The sequence below is a fragment of the Mycobacterium venezuelense genome, assembly GCF_054919535.1.
Window position 1 is genome coordinate 124,036 of record NZ_JBONDW010000021.1, and the last position, 17,371, is coordinate 141,406.

The following is a 17,371-nucleotide window of genomic DNA, read 5'->3' on the forward strand; positions in this document are numbered from 1 at the left end:
CTATTTCAAGAGGACTTTCTTATGTCGACTGATACGAATGAAGAGCGGCTGGCACGCCGCATCGCCGAATTGACCGTCAGCGACCCGCAGTTCGCCGCCGCCACACCCGACGAATCGGTCACCGCGGCAGTCGACAAACCCGGCTTGCGATTGCCCCAGATCGTCCAGACCGTGCTGAAGGGATATTCGGACCGCCCGGCACTCGGTGAACGGGCAGTCGAGTTCGTCGTCGACCCGGCGACGGGCCGTACGACCGCGCAGCTTCTCCCCCGCTTCGACACGATCACCTACGGCGAACTGTGGCAGCGGGTGAGCGCGCTTGCCGGCGCGTTGCACGAGTCGGGCGTCACGCCCGGGGCCCGAGTCGCAATCCTCGGCTTCACCAGTGCCGACTACACCACGATCGACACCGCGCTCGGCCAGGTCGGTGCGGTCTCCGTACCTCTCCAGACGAGTTCGTCGGCCGCCGCACTGGCACCGATCGTCGTCGAAACCGAACCGAGCGTGATCGCCGCGAGCGTCGACTATGTCGCCGACGCCGTCGAGCTGGTACTCACGGCCCACGCGCCGGCCCAGCTCATCGTGTTCGATCATCACCCCGAGGTCGACGACCATCGCGACGCGCTCGCCGCCGCCAGGGCCCGGCTCGCCGCGGCGGGCAGCCCAGTCGTCGTCGACACCCTTGCCGACCTCGAAGCTCGTGGTCGCACCCTGCCCCAGGCACCGGACCCCCGGTCCGACGAAGCCGATCCACTGGCACTGCTGATCTACACCTCTGGCAGCACAGGCGCGCCCAAGGGTGCGATGTACCTGCAGAGCGCAGTCGCGAAGTTCTGGCGCCGCAACAGCAAGGCCTGGTTCGGCCCGACAGCGGCATCGATCAACCTCAGCTTCATGCCGATGAGCCACGTGATGGGGCGCGGCATCCTCTACGCATCGCTTGCGGCCGGTGGCACGTGCTACTTCGCCGCGCGCAGCGACCTCTCGACACTCCTCGAAGACCTGGCGTTGGTCCGGCCCACCGAACTGAACTTCGTCCCCCGCGTCTGGGAGATGATCCACGGCGAGTTCCAAAGCCAGGTGGACTCTCGTCTCAATGACGGCGACCGCGCCGTGATCGAGACCGAGGTAATGGACGATCTGCGGCGCAACCTGCTGGGCGGCCGCTTCATCTCGGCCATGACCGGCTCCGCACCCATCTCACCCGAGCTCAAGGCGTGGCTGGAGACGTTCCTCGAAATCCACCTGCTGGAGGGTTACGGCTCCACCGAGGCGGGCATGGTGTTCCTCGACGACCAGGTGCAGCGCCCGCCGGTGATCGATTACAAGCTCGTCGACGTGCCGGACCTGGGTTACTTCGGCACCGATCAGCCCCATCCACGCGGTGAGCTGCTGGTCAAGACCGACAACATGTTCCCCGGCTACTACAAGCGCCCCGAGATCACCGCCGGGGTCTTCGACGAGGACGGCTTCTACAAGACGGGCGACATCGTGGCCGAAATCGGGACCGATCGGCTCAAGTACGTGGATCGGCGTAACAACGTGCTCAAGCTCGCACAGGGCGAGTTCGTCACGCTGGCCAAGCTTGAGGCGGTGTTCGGCAACAGCCCCCTTGTGCGCCAGGTCTACATCTACGGCAACAGCGCGCGCCCCTACCTGCTTGCGGTCGTCGTGCCGACCGAAACCGCCCTCAACCGCTATGAGGCCGCAGAGCTCAAGAGCCAGATCGCCGAGTCGCTGCAGCAGGTGGCGCGCGACGCCGACCTGCAGTCCTACGAGATCCCGCGTGACTTCATCGTGGAGACAACACCTTTCACGCTCGAGAACGGACTGCTGACCGGCATCCGCAAACTCGCCTGGCCGAAACTGAAGGCACACTACGCCGATCGGCTGGAGCAGCTCTACGCTGAACTCGCCGATGGCCAGGCCAGCGAACTGCGCGCGCTACGCGCGAATGGTGCCGACGCCCCGGTCCTGGAAACCGTGAGCCGCGCCGCCGGCGCCCTGCTCGGCGCGTCGGCGAGCGATCTGCAGCCCGACGCGCACTTCACCGACCTGGGTGGAGATTCGCTGTCGGCGTTGACATTCGGGAATCTGCTGCGGGAGATCTTCGATGTCGACGTGCCGGTGGGCGTGATCGTCAGCCCGGCAAATGATCTCGCCGCGATCGCCGCCTACATCGAGGCGGAACGCCAACCGGGCTCCGAGCGACCCACGTACGCGTCGGTGCACGGCAGGCATACGGCCGAGGTGGCTGCGGCCGACCTCACGCTCGACAAGTTCATCGACGACCAGACGTTGGCCGCCGCACCGTCCCTGCCGAAGGCAGCCGCCGAGGTCCGCACGGTCCTGCTGACGGGCGCGACGGGCTTCTTGGGCCGTTATCTGGCCCTGGACTGGCTCGAGCGCATGGATCTCGTCGACGGCAAGGTGATCTGCCTCGTTCGCGCCAAGTCCGATGAGGATGCTCGGGCGCGCCTGGACGCGACTTTCGATGTCGGCGACGCGAAACTGCTTGCGCACTACCGCAATCTGGCCGCCGACCACCTCGAAGTCATCGCCGGCGACAAGGGTGAGGCCAACCTCGGCCTCGACCAGCAGACGTGGCAGCGGCTTGCCGACACCGTCGACCTCATTGTCGATCCGGCTGCACTCGTCAACCATGTGCTCCCCTACAGCGAGCTGTTCGGCCCCAACGCGCTCGGCACCGCAGAGCTGATCCGCATCGCGTTGACCACCAAGATCAAGCCCTACACCTACGTTTCGACGATCGCCGTCGGCTGGGGCATCGAACCGGGCAGTTTCGTCGAAGACGCCGACGTTCGCGTGATGAGCCCGACTCGTGTCGTCGGCGACAGCTACGCCAACGGGTACGGCAACAGCAAGTGGGCCGGCGAAGTCCTGCTGCGCGAGGCCAATGACCTCTGCGGACTGCCCGTTGCGGTCTTCCGCTGCGACATGATCATGGCTGACACAACCTATTCGGGTCAGCTCAACGTGCCCGACATGTTCACCAGGCTGATGCTGAGCCTGGTCGCGAGCGGCATCGCACCGGGTTCGTTCTACGACTCCGACGGCAACCGGCCACGAGCGCACTACGACGGCCTGCCGGTGGAGTTCATCGCGGAGGCGATCTCGACGCTCGGCGCCCAATCGACGGAGGGTTTCGAGACGTATCACGTGACGAACCCCTACGACGATGGCATCGGCCTCGACGAATTCGTGGACTGGCTGAACGAGGCGGGCTACCCGATCGAGCGCATCGCCGACTACCGCGATTGGTTGCACCGCTTCGAAAGCACTCTGCGGGCGTTACCGGACAAACAGCGCCAAGCGTCGTTGCTGCCGCTGCTGCACAACTATCAGGAACCCGAGCAGCCGCTGCTGGGCGGCACGGCACCGGCCGACCGGTTCCGAACCGCGGTGCAGGACGCCAAGATCGGCCCGGACAAGGACATTCCCCACCTGACACCGGCCGTGATCGTCCAGTACGTGACCAACCTGAAGCAGCTCGGCCTGCTGTGACCATGATCTGCTTCGACTCTGCGGTGAGGGCAGCCCACACTCGGACTCTCCCGCCCTTGCCGCAGAGTCGAGCAGGCGCTCCCGGCGTGACGCATCTCGCACCGTCTGAACTGGCAACTCGAAATATATTTAGTTTTACTAACGTAGTAATTACTAGGCGCCGTCGAGCGCCGACACAAAGAAGTTGATTTGCTCAGGGGACCAAATTATGTCGATCGAAACACGCGAAGAGCGGTACGAACGCCGCCTCGCCGACCTTTACCGCACTGATCAACAGTTCGCCGATGCCAAGCCCAGCGAGGCCGTGACCGCGGCGGCCGACAACCCGGACCTCCGGCTGCCCGCCGTCGTCAAAGAGATCATGGCCGGCTACGCCGACCGCCCCGCGCTCGGCCAGCGCGCCGTCGAACTCGTCACCGAATCCAATGGACGCACCCGGGCCGAACTCCTGCCCACCTTCGAGACCATCACCTACCGCCAGCTCGGCAGCCGGATCCAGGCCGTCACCAACGCGTGGCACAACCATCCGGTCAAGCCCGGCGATCGCGTCGCCATTCTCGGATTCACCAGCGTCGACTACACCACCATCGACGTCGCGCTGATCGAACTCGGCGCGGTATCGGTACCGCTGCAGACCAGCGCACCGGTCGCCCAGCTGCGCCCGATCGTCACCGAAACCGAACCCAAGCTGATCGCGTCCAGTGTCGACTTCCTCGACGATGCGATCGAACTCATCCAATCCGGGCCCGCCCCGGCGCGGCTGGTGGTCTTCGATTACCGGCCCGAGGTCGATGACCAGCGTGAGGCGTTCGAGGCGGCCAAGGCCAAGCTGGCCGGGACTGACATCGTCGTCGAATCGATGGCCGATGTGCTGGACCGCGGACGGTCGCTGGCCGATGCTCCGCTGTACGTGTCCGGTCAGGCCGATCCGTTGACCTTGCTGGTCTACACCTCGGGAAGCACCGGCACGCCGAAGGGCGCCATGTATCCCGAGAGCAAAGTCGCCAACATGTGGCGGATGGCCTCCAAGGCCAGCTGGGACGAGAAGCAGAGCGTCCTACCCGCGATCACGCTGAACTTCCTGCCGATGAGCCACGTGATGGGCCGCGGCATCCTCTACGGCACCATCAGCACCGGCGGCACCGCATACTTCGCCGCGCGCAGTGACCTTTCGACGTTCCTCGAAGATCTCGCCCTGGTCCGTCCCACCCAGCTCAGCTTCGTGCCGCGCATCTGGGACATGCTGTTCGGCGAGTATCAGAGCCGGATCGACCAGCGCGGCGCGGGCTCGGAGGCCGAGGTTCTGGCCGAGGTGCGCGACACCCTGCTCGGCGGTCGTTTCGTGTCCGCCCTCACCGGTTCCGCCCCGATCTCCGCGGAGATGAAGACCTGGGTGGAAACCCTGCTCGACATGCACCTGTTGGAGGGTTACGGCTCGACCGAGGCCGGGTCGGTGTTCGTCGACGGCCACATCCAGCGCCCGCCGGTGATCGACTACAAGCTGGTCGACGTACCCGATCTTGGTTACTTCCGTACCGACCAGCCGCATCCGCGCGGTGAGTTGCTCGTCAAGTCCGAGCAAATGTTCCCCGGCTACTACAAGCGTCCGGACATCACTGCGGAGATGTTCGACGAGGACGGCTATTACCGCACCGGCGACATCGTTGCCGAACTCGGCCCGGATCAGGTCGAGTACCTGGACCGGCGCAACAACGTGCTCAAGCTGTCGCAGGGCGAGTTCGTCACGGTCTCCAAGCTGGAGGCGGTGTTCGGTGACAGCCCGCTGGTCCGCCAGATCTACATCTACGGCAACAGTGCCCGGCCCTATCTGCTGGCCGTCGTGGTGCCGACCGATCCGGCGACGCCGAAGGCCGCGATCAGCGACTCGCTGCAGGACGCGGCTCGTGCCGCCGGTCTGCAGTCGTATGAGATTCCTCGTGATTTCATCGTGGAGGCAACGCCTTTCACGTTGGAGAACGGCCTGCTGACCGGTATCCGGAAGCTGGCTCGGCCGAAACTCAAGGCACACTACGGGGATCGGCTCGAACAGGTCTACACCGATCTCGCCGAAGGGCAGGCCAACGAACTGCGCGAACTGCGCCGAAACGGCGCCACCGGACCGGTCATCGATACCGTGAGCCGGGCCGCCGGCGCCCTGTTGGGCGCGTCGGCCGGTGACCTGCAGCCCGATGCCCACTTCACCGACCTGGGCGGAGATTCGTTGTCGGCGTTGACCTTCTCGAATCTGCTGCACGAGATCTTCGATGTGGACGTGCCGGTCGGCGTGATCGTCAGTCCGGCAACCGATCTCGCCGGTATCGCCGCCTACATCGACGGTGAGCGGCACGGCTCGAAGCGCCCGACCTACGCGTCGGTGCACGGCCGCGACGCGTCCGAGGTACACGCCGCCGACCTCACGCTCGACAAGTTCATCGACGCGGCCACCCTGACCGAAGCGCCGAACCTGCCGAAGGCAAACACCGAGGTACGCACGGTGCTGCTGACCGGCGCCACCGGCTTCCTCGGCCGTTATCTGGCCCTGGAATGGCTGGAACGCATGGACCTCGTCGATGGCAAGCTCGTCTGCCTGGTCCGCGCCCGGAGCAATGAGGAAGCACGCGCACGCCTCGATGCCACGTTCCACACAGGCGATCCGAAGCTGCTCGCGCACTACCGCGAATTGGCCGCCGACCACCTCGAAGTCATCGCGGGCGACAAGGGCGAGGCCAATCTCGGGCTGGACGATGACACATGGCAGCGGCTGGCCGACACCGTCGACCTCATCGTCGACCCGGCCGCGCTCGTCAACCACGTGTTGCCCTACAGCCAGCTGTTCGGACCCAACGCCCTCGGCACCGCCGAGCTGATCCGTATCGCGCTCACCACCAAGATCAAGCCGTTCGTGTACGTCTCGACGATCGGCGTGGGCTGGGGTATCAAGCCCGGTGAGTTCGTCGAGAACGCCGACATCCGGGAGATCAGCCCGACGCGCCAGGTCGACGATTCCTATGCCAACGGGTACGGCAACAGCAAGTGGGCCGGCGAGGTCCTGCTGCGCGAGGCGCACGACCTATGCGGTCTACCCGTCTCGGTCTTCCGCTGCGACATGATCCTGGCCGACACAACGTATTCCGGTCAGCTGAACCTGCCCGACATGTTCACCAGGATGATGCTGAGCCTCGTCGCCACCGGCATCGCGCCCGGTTCGTTCTACGAACTCGACGCTGACGGCAACCGGCAGCGCGCGCATTACGACGGGCTGCCGGTGGAGTTCATCGCCGAAGCCATCTCGACGCTCGGCGTGCACGTGGTCGACGGTTTCGAGACCTACCACGTGATGAACCCGTATGACGACGGCATCGGCCTCGATGAGTTCGTGGACTGGCTGATCGACGCGGGTTACCCCGTGCACCGGATCGACGACTACGCCACGTGGTTGCAGCGGTTCGAGACCGCACTGCGTGCCTTGCCGGACAAGCAACGTCAGGCATCATTGCTGCCATTGCTGCACAACTACCAGCAGCCGTCGCATCCGATGCTGGGTGCCGGTGCGCCGACCGATGTGTTCCGAGCTGCCGTGCAGGAAGCCAAGATCGGGCCCGACAAGGACATCCCGCACATCTCAGCGCCGATCATCGTCCAGTACGTCACCAACCTGCAGCAGCTCGGCCTGCTGTAACAGCCTTCCCCACAAGGGAAGAATCCCCTGAGCGGCCGCGGTCCCACCAGGACCGCGGCCAATCAGTATGTGCGGGTCTGGCATCACGCCGTCTCCGAAAGCCGACGAGGACTCCGCCGTCACCAGTAGGGTTGGCATGGTTCGACGAATATGCCCACTTCGGTAACGAAATATTGGCGGGAGACCCGTATGAACGAGGATTTTGGCGGCGAGATCAAGCTCGATGTGCGCGACTCGAAGGCTGACTGGTCACCGTACGAGCTCAAGCGCGCACCGGAGGGTGCGCCGAATGTGTTGGTGGTGCTCTACGACGACACCGGTATGGCCTCGTGGTCACCGTTCGGCGGACGTATCGACATGCCGGTGATGCAACGGCTGGCCGACAACGGACTGACCTATTCCCAGTGGCACACCACCGCACTGTGCTCGCCGACCCGGTCCTGCTTCCTCACCGGGCGTAACCACCACGTGAACCGCTGCTCGGCAATCACCGAAGCCTCCAACGGTTTTCCCGGCTCGGCGGCACGGCTGCCTGCCGAGTGCGCAACCGTCGGGCAGGTACTCCAGGACAACGGTTACAGCACATTCTGGGTCGGCAAGAACCACAACGTGCCCGAGGAGGACATCGCCAGCGGCGGCAGTCGCTCGGAATGGCCGCTTCAGAAGGGATTCGACCGGTTCTACGGATTCCTCGGCGGCGAGACCAACAACTGGTATCCCGACCTCGTCGAGGACAACCGGTTCATCGAGCAGCCCTACAGCCCAGAAGAGGGTTACCACCTGTCGAAAGACCTTGCCGATCAAGCACTTCGGATGCTCCGCGATCAGCAGGCCACCAACCCGTCCAAACCCTGGTACCTGTGGTTCTGCCCGGGCGCCAACCATGCGCCGCACCACAGCCCGGCCGAATACGCCGAGAAGTACAAGGGAATGTTCGACGACGGCTACGAGGCGTACCGCGAATGGGTGCTGGCCCGCATGATCGAGAAGGGCATTCTTCCCGAAGGTACGGCGTTGACACCCATCAATCCAATGCCCGACGACGTAGCGATGGAGGCCGACTCGGTGCGGCCGTGGGACTCGCTGAGCGACGACGAAAAGCGCCTGTTCTCCCGGATGGCCGAGGTATTCGCCGGCTTCTCCGAATACACTGACGCCCAGGTCGGGCGGATCGTCGACTATCTCGAGCAGACCGGCCAGCTGGACAACACCCTGATCTTCTACTGCGCCGACAACGGCGCATCGGGCGAGGGCTCGCCGAACGGTTCGGTCAACGAGAACAAGTTCTTCAACGGCTACCCCGACGAACTCGCCGAGAACATGAAGTATCTCAACACGCTGGGCAGCCCCGACACCTACAACCACTACCCAACCGGCTGGGCGGTGGCGTTCTCGACGCCGTTCCAGATGTTCAAGCGATATTCGCAGTATTCCGGCGGGACGTGCGACCCGATGGTCATCCATTGGCCCGCGGGCATCAAGGCGAAAGGCGAAGTGCGCCACCAATATCACCACGCCACGGATGTGGTCGCCACGATTCTCGACGCCGCAGGGCTCGAGATGCCCGCCACGTACCGCGGTGTCGAACAGCATCCGCTGGATGGCGTCTCGATGCGCTACAGCTTTGACAGCGCCGACGCGCCCACGACCAAGAAACGCCAGTACTACGCAATGCTGGGCACCCGCGGGATCTGGGAGGACGGTTGGAAGGCCGCCGCGGTTCACGTGCCGCTCAGCTCGCACGGACATTTCGACGAGGACCGGTGGGAGCTCTACCACGTCGACGAAGACAGGTCGGAGTCGAAGAACGTCGCCGACGAGCATCCGGAGAAGCTGAACGCGCTCATCGAGACCTGGTTCCGCGAGGCTGACGCCAACTTCGTTCTGCCCCTCGATGATCGGACGGCGACAGACCTGCTGACGATCGAACGCCCACAGTCCGAGCCGCCGCGCAACCGCTACGTCTACTACCCCGGCACCGCGCCCGTACCGGAAGGCGTGGCGGTCAACGTCCGTGGCCGGTCCTACAAGATCGTCGCCGACGTCGACATCACCGAAGATGCCGAAGGCGTGATCTTCGCCCACGGTTCACGCTTCGGCGGGCATGCGCTGTTCATCAAGGAACGCAAGCTCCATTACGTCTACAACTTCCTGGGCATCAAGCCCGAACAGGAATTCATCTCCGACGAACTGACCCCTGGCAAGCATTCGCTGGGCATGGAGTTCGTCCGCGAGAGCGCCGGCGACTACGGCGAATCACACGGCACGACATCGCTCTACGTCGACGACAAGGTGGCCGCCAAGGGTCCGATGCGTGCCCAGGTCGGCAAGTTCACGCTGGCCGGCGACGGGTTGTGCATCGGGTTCGACAGCGGCGACAACGTGTCGCAGCACTACAAGAATCCGGGCACATTCACCGGCGGCACGATCCTCGGCGTCGCGGTCGACGTCAGCGACGAGGCCTATCTGGATATGGAGAAGGAGGCGGCCGGCGCGTTCGCGCGGGACTAGACGGCCAATCCGACCGCGACGAGGATGACCGCGATCAACGGAAGCGTGCCTTGCGTGATCGCGGCTCGGGCCTTGTCCGGCGAAGTCGTCAGCAGCACGAGCGCTGCGGCCAACATCGACCCGGCGCCGGCGAACACCAGTGCCGCACCAATGGCGCTGTGTCCCAACAGGGCTGCGACGATGCCGATAGCCGTCACGATCGCCAGGAAGAGGTTGTAGAAGCCTTGATTGAAGGCGAGTTCCTTGGTGGCCTCGGCCTCTTCCTGGCTTGTGCCGAACGTCGCCCGTGTCCGCGGCGAGGTCCAGGTCAGCGACTCCATCACGAAGATGTAGACGTGCAGAAGCGCGGCGAGGGCCGCGAACACCAATCCGGCGATGACCATGCTCGTCATTCAAACAGTCCGGCTTGGCCCAGCCCGGTAACCGGTGGCCGCATTCCCAGGTGGGTCCAGGCCAACGGGGTGGCGACGCGGCCGCGGGGCGTACGGGCAACCATCCCCGCACGCACCAGAAACGGCTCACACACTTCCTCCACCGTGGTGGCTTCCTCCCCGACCGCAACGGCCAGCGTCGAAACGCCCACCGGTCCGCCACCGAAACTTTTTGTCAGCGCCGACAATACGGCCCGGTCGAGCCGATCGAGGCCGAGCTCGTCGACGTCGTAGACCTCCAGCGCGGCCTTGGCGATGTCGCGGGTGATGACACCGTCCGCGCGTACCTCGGCATAGTCGCGGACCCGGCGAAGCAACCGGTTGGCGATGCGCGGCGTGCCACGCGAGCGTCGGGCGATCTCCGCCCCGGCCTCGGCCCCGAGCTCGATCCCGAGGATGCCGGCGGACCGGGCCAGCACGCGCTCCAGCTCGACGGGCTCGTAGAAATCCATGTGCGCGGTGAACCCGAAGCGGTCGCGCAACGGGCCGGTCAACGCCCCGGAGCGGGTTGTGGCGCCCACCAGGGTGAACGGGGCGACTTCGAGCGGAATCGACGTGGCGCCAGGCCCCTTCCCCACGACGACATCGACGCGGAAGTCCTCCATCGCCAGGTACAGCATTTCCTCGGCCGGCCGCGCGATGCGGTGTATTTCATCGATGAACAGCACGTCGTGTTCGACAAGGTTGGACAGCATCGCGGCAAGATCACCGGCCCGTTCCAGCGCGGGCCCGGACGTGACGCGAAGCGAGGTGCCCAATTCCGCGGCGATGATCATGGCCAGCGACGTCTTGCCCAAGCCGGGCGGGCCCGACAGCAGGATGTGATCGGGCGTGCCGCCGCGGTTCTTGGCCCCCTCGAGAACGAGCTGCAGCTGTTCGCGCACGCGCGGCTGGCCGATGAACTCCCCCAGTGACCGCGGCCGCAGGCTCGCGTCGATATCGCCTTCGCCGACGGTCAGCGCCGGCGACACCTCGCGGTCCTCGGCGGCGGCATCATCATCCTCGAAGCGACCCATGAGCTATTTCTTACCCAGCATGGACAGCGCGGCGCGCAGCGCAGCAGACGTGGTGGCCTCGGGATCGTTTGCGAGTACCTTGTCGGTGGCCTCCTCGGCCTGCTTGGCCGCAAAACCAAGCCCCACAAGCGCATCGATGACGGGTCCGCGGACCGCATGTCCACCGGATGCCGGGCCGGGCCCCGGCGTCACGGGGCCGATCTTGTCCCGCAGTTCGAGCACCATCCGTTCGGCACCGCGTTTACCGATGCCGGGAACCCGGGTCAGAGCGGTCACGTCGCCGTCGGCCAACGCCTGGCGCAGGGCCTGTGGATCGTGGACCGCGAGCGTCGCGAGCGCGATCTTGGGGCCGACGCCGGAGACCCCCAGCAGCGTGAGGAAAAGGTCTCTGGCGTCGCCGTCGGCGAAGCCGTAAAGCGTCATCGAATCCTCGCGAACGATCATCGCGGTGATCAGCCGGGATTCGGCGCCGCGCCGCAGGGTCGCCAAGGTCGAGGGCGTGGCCATCACCTTGTATCCCACGCCCGCGGCTTCGATCACGGCATGGTCGAGGGCGATGTCGATGACTTCACCGCGCACCGAGGCGATCATCGCGCCGCCTTGAGCTTGGCCTGATATTTGCGCCGTTGTTCGGCGGCCATCGCCTCGGCGGCGGCCATCCGGGCGATCATGGGGGCACGCCAGCAGTGGCAGATCGCAAGGGCGAGGGCGTCAGCGGCGTCAGCGGGCGTCGGCTTCGATTGCAGCGCAAGGATTCTCGTGACCATCTCAGTGACCTGCGCCTTGCCCGCCCGGCCGCTTCCGGTGACAGCCGCTTTGACCTCGGACGGCGTGTGGAAATGGACATCGATATCGCGCTTGGCCGCGGCCAGCGCGATCACGCCGCCAGCCTGCGCCGTACCCATCACCGTCGACACGTTCTGTTGGGAGAACACCCGCTCGACGGCGATCACGTCGGGCCGATGGGTGTCCATCCAGTATTCGGCGGCCTCGCTGATTGTCAGCAGGCGTTTCTGCAGCGGCGCGTCGGCCGGCGTGCGAACCACGTCCACGTCGAGGGCGATGACCTGCCTACCCTTGCCGCTCTCGATCACCGACAGGCCGCAGCGCGTCAGCCCGGGATCGACACCCATCACCCGCACGCGTACCCCTTCGTCAGAACATCTGTTCGAGAGCCTAGCGTGGCCCCGCTACGCCCGACGGCAGGGACACGCTCAGATCGCGTAGTTGCCGGACCGCCAGCCCTGGGCGAGCTGGCCAGACAGCTCGGCGATGCGCGCGTCCGACCGCGCCCAACCGCGTACGAGCTCGGTGTCGACCCGGCTTCCGTTGCGTTCGACCTCGATCGTCCAGCGCGCGCCGAGGAACTTCGTCGCCAACCAGATCGGCCACAACAGCAGGAACGGCAACGCGAAGAGCAGTCCGATCCAGCCGAAGAAGGCCACATCCACGATGTCGAACACATCGGGGAACGGCCACCAGCGCCGATGCACCGACCACTGCGTACCGTTCCGATCCGTCACCACTGCCACGCAGACATCTTGCTGGTTCGTCACGTTCCAGTCTCGCCAAAATCGGTAACGCCACATCGAGGTCAATTACGCTCATGCGGTGGCGGAAACGTCATACGCGTCCTGCGGTGATCTCAGCCTCGCGTATCAGGTGGTCGGTGACGGACCCGTCGAATTCGTCTTCGCGGGGTCGTTCGTCAGCCACGTCGAACTCTTCTGGACCATGCCCGAGTTCGAGGCGTTCATGGAGCACCTCTCGACGTTCTGCCGTGTGCTGTTGTTCGACAAGGCCGGGGTCGGATTGTCCGATCCGGTTCCGCAAGTTCGCACCCTCGACGACCGCGCGGCCGAGATCGAGGCCGTCATGGACGCCGCCGGATTTGGGTGCGCGGTCATCTGCGGGGTGAGCGAGGGCGGCCCGGCCGCGGTCGTCTTCGCCGCGACACGGCCCGAGCGAACCCGCGCCCTGATCTTGACCGGGACGTTTGCGCACCTGGGCTTCGGCGGCTGGGACGACATGGATCGCGACCCAGCCGAGATGCGTATGCGCCTCGTCCCCGAGCTCGGTGAGCAGTACACACCGTCGGTTGAGCAGTACGCCCGTTTTCAGCGGTTCGGCCGCGCCGTCCGCTCCGAATGGGGCAGCGGCGCGGCACTCAAGGGTTTGTTGCCCTCGTCGCGGTCGATACGTCAGCTCGCGATGTTCGAACGCATGGGCGCGAGCCCGGGGATGGCCCGCGCAACGCTCGAAGCAGGGTTCCGCATCGACGTCCGGCCGATTCTGCCGAGCATCACGGTGCCGACGCTCGTACTGCACGCCCGTGAAGACCTCGTTCCGGTCCAGGGCGGCCGGTACATGGCCGACCGCATTCCCGGTGCGCGGTTACTGGAGGTCGACGGAACCGACCATGTCCCATGGTTGTCCGACCCGGACGTGATCACCGACCAAATCGAAGAATTCCTGACGGGCAATCACTCTGCGCCATCGCAGGCGCACCGAGCCCTGCGCACGGTGTTGTTCACCGACATCGTCGCATCGACGCAACAGGCCGCCGCGGTGGGCGACGAGCGATGGCGTGCGGTGCTCCATCGCTTCGGTGAGATCACCGCCGAACGGACGGAGCGGTTCGGCGGCACCATCGTGAAGAGCACGGGCGACGGCCACCTCCTCACGTTCGACGGCCCCACGCAGGCCATCCGCTGCGCCGAAGAATTGCGCGCCGAAGCCGAGAAAGTGGGCATCGAGATCCGCGTGGGCATCCACACGGGTGAATGCGAACTGCTGGGCAGCGACATCGGAGGCATCGCGGTGCACATCGCGGCGCGCATACTCGGCCAGGCCGGCGCAGGCGATATTCTCGTGTCCCGCACGGTCCAAGACCTGGTCGTCGGCTCCGGTACGGGATTCGACGACCGCGGCACCGTCGAGCTGCGAGGCGTACCGGGCACCTGGCAACTTCTCGCGGTCGATCGCCACGGCGCGCGACCGGGATCGGCCGAGGCGCAACTCGTATCGGCGCCCACACCCGGACCCCGCTCCGCCATGCGTCGGTCTGACCGTGCGGTGGCCATGATGGCGCGCCGAACGCCGTGGATCCTCCGCGGAGTCGCCCACCTCGCGCCCGTGACCGAACGGCGGTGAGTCGCCTGCCGTCGGTAAGTTCGAGTGAGAAACGTGGTCGCCGAACCCCATTGGAGGTAATTGACAGTGCGCGTCGTGATTGCGGGTGGGCACGGCAAGATCGCCATGATCCTCGAGCAGCTGCTGGCCGAGCGGGGTGATTCGGTGGCCGGGCTGATCCGGAACCCGGCCCAGGCCGGCGATCTGGAGGCGACAGGCGCACAGGCCATCGTGCTCGATCTCGAGCACTGCTCGGTCGACGAGGTCGCCGAGGCGGTACGTGGCGCCGACGCCGTGGTGTTCGCGGCGGGCGCTGGACCGGGTAGTGGGGTGGCCCGCAAGGAGACCGTCGACCGTGACGCCGCGATCCTGCTGGCCGATGCCGCCGAGGTTGCCGGGGTCCGACGGTATGTGATGGTCTCGGCGATATCCGCCGACGACCGATCGCTCGACGAAAGCTACGACGAGGTGTTCCGGGCGTACATGCAAGCGAAGTCGGACGCCGATGCCGACGTGCGAGCCCGCGCCGGTCTGCAAACCACGATCGTGCGTCCCGGCTCGCTGACCAACGAGCCAGGCACCGGGAAAGTGACGATCGCCGAATCGACCGGACGCGGCAGCATCGCGCGCGAAGACGTCGCGCGGGTGTTGCTCGCGGTTCTTGACACACCGGGCACCGCCGGACGGACGTTCGAGCTCATCGCCGGGGAGACGCCGATCGCCGAGGCCGTCGGCTAGCGGCTACTCCTCGTCGAGCTGGGCCGCGACATCGTCCGGGATGTCGATGTTGGTGTACACGTCCTGGACGTCGTCGCTGTCCTCCAGCGCGTCTACGAGCTTGAGCACCTTGCGCGCGGCTTCGAGGTCGACCGGGACGGTGACCGAGGGCTGGAAGCTGGCCTCCGCCGACTCGTAGTCGATGCCGGCGTCCTGCAATGCCGTTCGCACCGCGACCAGGTCGGTGGGCTCGGAGATGATCTCGAACGAGTCGCCGAGATCGTTGACCTCCTCGGCACCGGCCTCCAGCACCGCCATCAGGACGTCATCCTCGGTGAGACCGTTCTTCTCCAGCGTCACGACGCCCTTGCGGGAGAACAGGTAGGCCACCGAACCGGGATCGGCCATGTTTCCGCCGTTGCGGGTCATGGCGACACGGACCTCGCCTGCGGCGCGGTTGCGGTTGTCGGTAAGGCATTCGATGAGCACCGCGACGCCATTGGGGCCATAGCCCTCGTATGTGATGTTCTGCCAGTCGGCGCCACCGGCCTCCTCACCACCGCCACGCTTGCGGGCCCGCTCGATGTTGTCGTTGGGCACCGACGACTTCTTCGCCTTCTGGATGGCGTCGTACAACGTGGGATTGCCGGCCGGGTCGCTACCACCGACGCGGGCCGCGACCTCGATGTTCTTGATCAGCTTGGCGAACATCTTGCCGCGCTTGGCATCGATGACGGCCTTCTTGTGCTTGGTGGTGGCCCACTTGGAATGGCCGCTCATGCAGGTAATGCTCCTCTTTCTGCTGAAACTCCGGTTGACCAGTCTACGTGGCTGGTCATGCAGGGCCGGGCCCTGACTCGTCGAAACCGACGCACTGGTCGTTCCGGCGGCCGCGGATCGACCAGTGCGTCGGCTTCGGGGAAAACTCAGAGCGAGTCGACGAAGAGTTTGTGAATCCGGCGATCGCCGGTCATCTCCGGGTGGAATGCCGTAGCCATCATCGAGCCGTGGCGCACCGCGACGATGTGGTCGGCCGCGCGCGCGAGCACCTGCACGTCGGGCCCGACGCGCTCGACCCACGGCGCCCGGATGAACACCGCATGCACCGGGGTATCGACCCCGACGAAGTCGATGTCGCCTTCGAAGGAGTCCACCTGACGACCAAAAGCGTTGCGCCGCACCGTCATATCGATACCCTTGAGCGGCAGCGCGGCCCGGCCCTCAACACCGGCATCGGCGATCTCGGTCGCCAGCAGGATCATCCCGGCGCACGACCCGTAGCACGGCAAGCCCTCGGCGATGCGCGCCCGCAGCGGTTCGAGCAGATCGAACTCGCGCAGCAGATGACTCATCGCGGTGGACTCCCCGCCAGGGATCACCAGCGCGTCGACGGCCTCGAGTTCGGAGAGCCGACGAACGGTCGCCGCTTCGGCACCCGCCTCGCGCAGCGCGGCCAGGTGTTCGCGGGTGTCGCCCTGCAGCGCGAGCACCCCGACGTGGGCACTCATGTGGCCTCGGACGTGAAGTCGCGCTTGAAGCGGGTAAGCCCCTCCTGCATGACGGCCGCGACCATCTCGCCGTACTGGTTGAAGATCTTGCCCTGCGTGAGGGAGCGGCCCCCGCAGGCCGAGGGCGAGGACTGGTCGTAGAGCAGCCACTCGTCCGCGCGGAACGGCCGCATGAACCACATGGCGTGATCGAGCGAGGCCACCATCAGGTGCTTGCGCACGTCGAGGTGATTCACCTGCGCCGAGCCGAGCAGCGTGAGATCGCTCATGTACGCCAGCGCGCAGATGTGCAGCACGTGGTCGTCGGGCAGCGGGTCGCGGTGCCGGAACCACACCTGCTGCTGCGACGCCTTGCCCGGCAGCCGCTGCACGCGGTCGCGCGGCACGATACGGACATCCCATTCGGCGAACTGCGCGAACCCGGCGTCGTCGAACGCTCCCCCGGACCGGAAGCCGGGCAGGTCGTCGGGAGCCGGCGCCTGCGGCATCACGTCCTGGTGTTCGATTCCGGTCTGGTCGGTCTGGAACGACGCCGACATCGTGAAGATCGTCTCGCCGTGCTGGATCGCGCTGACCCGGCGCGTGCAGAACGAGCCGCCGTCGCGGATGCGTTCGACGGTGTACACCGATGGCGCCCTGGCATCCCCTGGCCGCAGAAAATAGCCGTGCAGGGAATGCACCTGGAATGTCGGGTCGACCGTCCGCACGGCCGACACCAGCGACTGTCCGGCGACATGGCCGCCGAACGTCCGCTGCAGAAAGCCGGATTCCGGGCTGAACACCCCACCGCGATAGATGTTGACCTCGAGCTGCTCCAGGTCGAGGATCTCTTCGATCGCCACGTGAGTTGTT

At 65.8% G+C, this 17,371-nt stretch carries 13 protein-coding genes; 5 read left to right on the forward strand and 8 right to left on the reverse strand.

All coding sequences use genetic code 11. The features are described 5' to 3' along the window. Positions 1 to 21 precede the first annotated feature (21 nt). The 3 genes from car (ACRCUN_RS28155) to ACRCUN_RS28165 all read left to right on the forward strand — a co-directional run bounded on the left by car (ACRCUN_RS28155) (position 22) and on the right by ACRCUN_RS28165 (position 9,715). Positions 22 to 3,525 (forward strand): carboxylic acid reductase, encoded by a 3,504-nt coding sequence (gene car / locus ACRCUN_RS28155; RefSeq protein ID WP_462144909.1) that lies wholly within the window; start codon positions 22 to 24, stop codon positions 3,523 to 3,525. 208 nt (positions 3,526 to 3,733) lie between these two features. Continuing rightward, entirely contained in the window at positions 3,734 to 7,204 is a 3,471-nt protein-coding gene (gene car / locus ACRCUN_RS28160; RefSeq protein WP_462144910.1) for a carboxylic acid reductase, read from the forward strand. 150 nt (positions 7,205 to 7,354) lie between these two features. Further along, positions 7,355 to 9,715: an arylsulfatase gene (locus ACRCUN_RS28165; RefSeq protein ID WP_462144911.1), complete on the forward strand. Its 2,361-nt coding sequence runs from the start codon at positions 7,355 to 7,357 to the stop codon at positions 9,713 to 9,715. Here ACRCUN_RS28165 and ACRCUN_RS28170 read toward each other — a convergent pair. The 5 genes from ACRCUN_RS28170 to ACRCUN_RS28190 form a co-directional block, all read right to left on the reverse strand. Further along, positions 9,712 to 10,098: a DUF1304 domain-containing protein gene (locus ACRCUN_RS28170; protein WP_462144928.1), complete on the reverse strand. Its 387-nt coding sequence runs from the start codon at positions 10,096 to 10,098 to the stop codon at positions 9,712 to 9,714. The two genes, ACRCUN_RS28165 and ACRCUN_RS28170, sit on opposite strands and share 4 nt — an antisense overlap. A 5-nt stretch (positions 10,099 to 10,103) precedes the next feature. Beyond that, on the reverse strand, positions 10,104 to 11,162 hold the full coding sequence (ruvB, locus tag ACRCUN_RS28175; protein ID WP_462144912.1) for a Holliday junction branch migration DNA helicase RuvB: 1,059 nt from the start codon (positions 11,160 to 11,162) through the stop codon (positions 10,104 to 10,106). Between the two features lie 3 nt (positions 11,163 to 11,165). Next, positions 11,166 to 11,753, reverse strand: a complete 588-nt coding sequence (ruvA, locus tag ACRCUN_RS28180) for a Holliday junction branch migration protein RuvA (RefSeq protein WP_462144913.1) — start codon at positions 11,751 to 11,753, stop codon at positions 11,166 to 11,168. Further along, entirely contained in the window at positions 11,750 to 12,304 is a 555-nt protein-coding gene (gene ruvC, locus ACRCUN_RS28185; protein WP_462144914.1) for a crossover junction endodeoxyribonuclease RuvC, read from the reverse strand. Before ruvC ends, ruvA begins: the two co-directional genes overlap by 4 nt. A 72-nt stretch (positions 12,305 to 12,376) precedes the next feature. After that, entirely contained in the window at positions 12,377 to 12,694 is a 318-nt protein-coding gene (locus tag ACRCUN_RS28190) for a hypothetical protein (protein ID WP_462144915.1), read from the reverse strand. 79 nt (positions 12,695 to 12,773) lie between these two features. Between ACRCUN_RS28190 and ACRCUN_RS28195 the strand changes: the two genes are divergently transcribed. Both ACRCUN_RS28195 and ACRCUN_RS28200 read left to right on the forward strand, forming a co-directional pair. Beyond that, positions 12,774 to 14,315 carry an adenylate/guanylate cyclase domain-containing protein gene (locus ACRCUN_RS28195; protein ID WP_462144916.1) on the forward strand — a complete coding sequence of 514 codons (1,542 nt, stop codon included), beginning with the start codon at positions 12,774 to 12,776 and terminating at the stop codon, positions 14,313 to 14,315. A gap of 66 nt (positions 14,316 to 14,381) precedes the next feature. Next, on the forward strand, positions 14,382 to 15,032 hold the full coding sequence (locus ACRCUN_RS28200) for an SDR family oxidoreductase (protein WP_462144917.1): 651 nt from the start codon (positions 14,382 to 14,384) through the stop codon (positions 15,030 to 15,032). Positions 15,033 to 15,035: 3 nt separating this feature from the next. Here ACRCUN_RS28200 and ACRCUN_RS28205 read toward each other — a convergent pair whose 3' ends face one another. The 3 genes from ACRCUN_RS28205 to tesB form a co-directional block, all read right to left on the reverse strand. Beyond that, positions 15,036 to 15,791 carry a YebC/PmpR family DNA-binding transcriptional regulator gene (locus ACRCUN_RS28205; protein ID WP_462144918.1) on the reverse strand — a complete coding sequence of 252 codons (756 nt, stop codon included), beginning with the start codon at positions 15,789 to 15,791 and terminating at the stop codon, positions 15,036 to 15,038. A gap of 146 nt (positions 15,792 to 15,937) precedes the next feature. Next, positions 15,938 to 16,519: a pyridoxal 5'-phosphate synthase glutaminase subunit PdxT gene (gene pdxT / locus ACRCUN_RS28210; RefSeq protein WP_462144919.1), complete on the reverse strand. Its 582-nt coding sequence runs from the start codon at positions 16,517 to 16,519 to the stop codon at positions 15,938 to 15,940. Beyond that, on the reverse strand, positions 16,516 to 17,361 hold the full coding sequence (gene tesB / locus ACRCUN_RS28215; RefSeq protein ID WP_462144929.1) for an acyl-CoA thioesterase II: 846 nt from the start codon (positions 17,359 to 17,361) through the stop codon (positions 16,516 to 16,518). Before tesB ends, pdxT begins: the two co-directional genes overlap by 4 nt. Between the last annotated feature and the right edge of the window lie 10 nt (positions 17,362 to 17,371).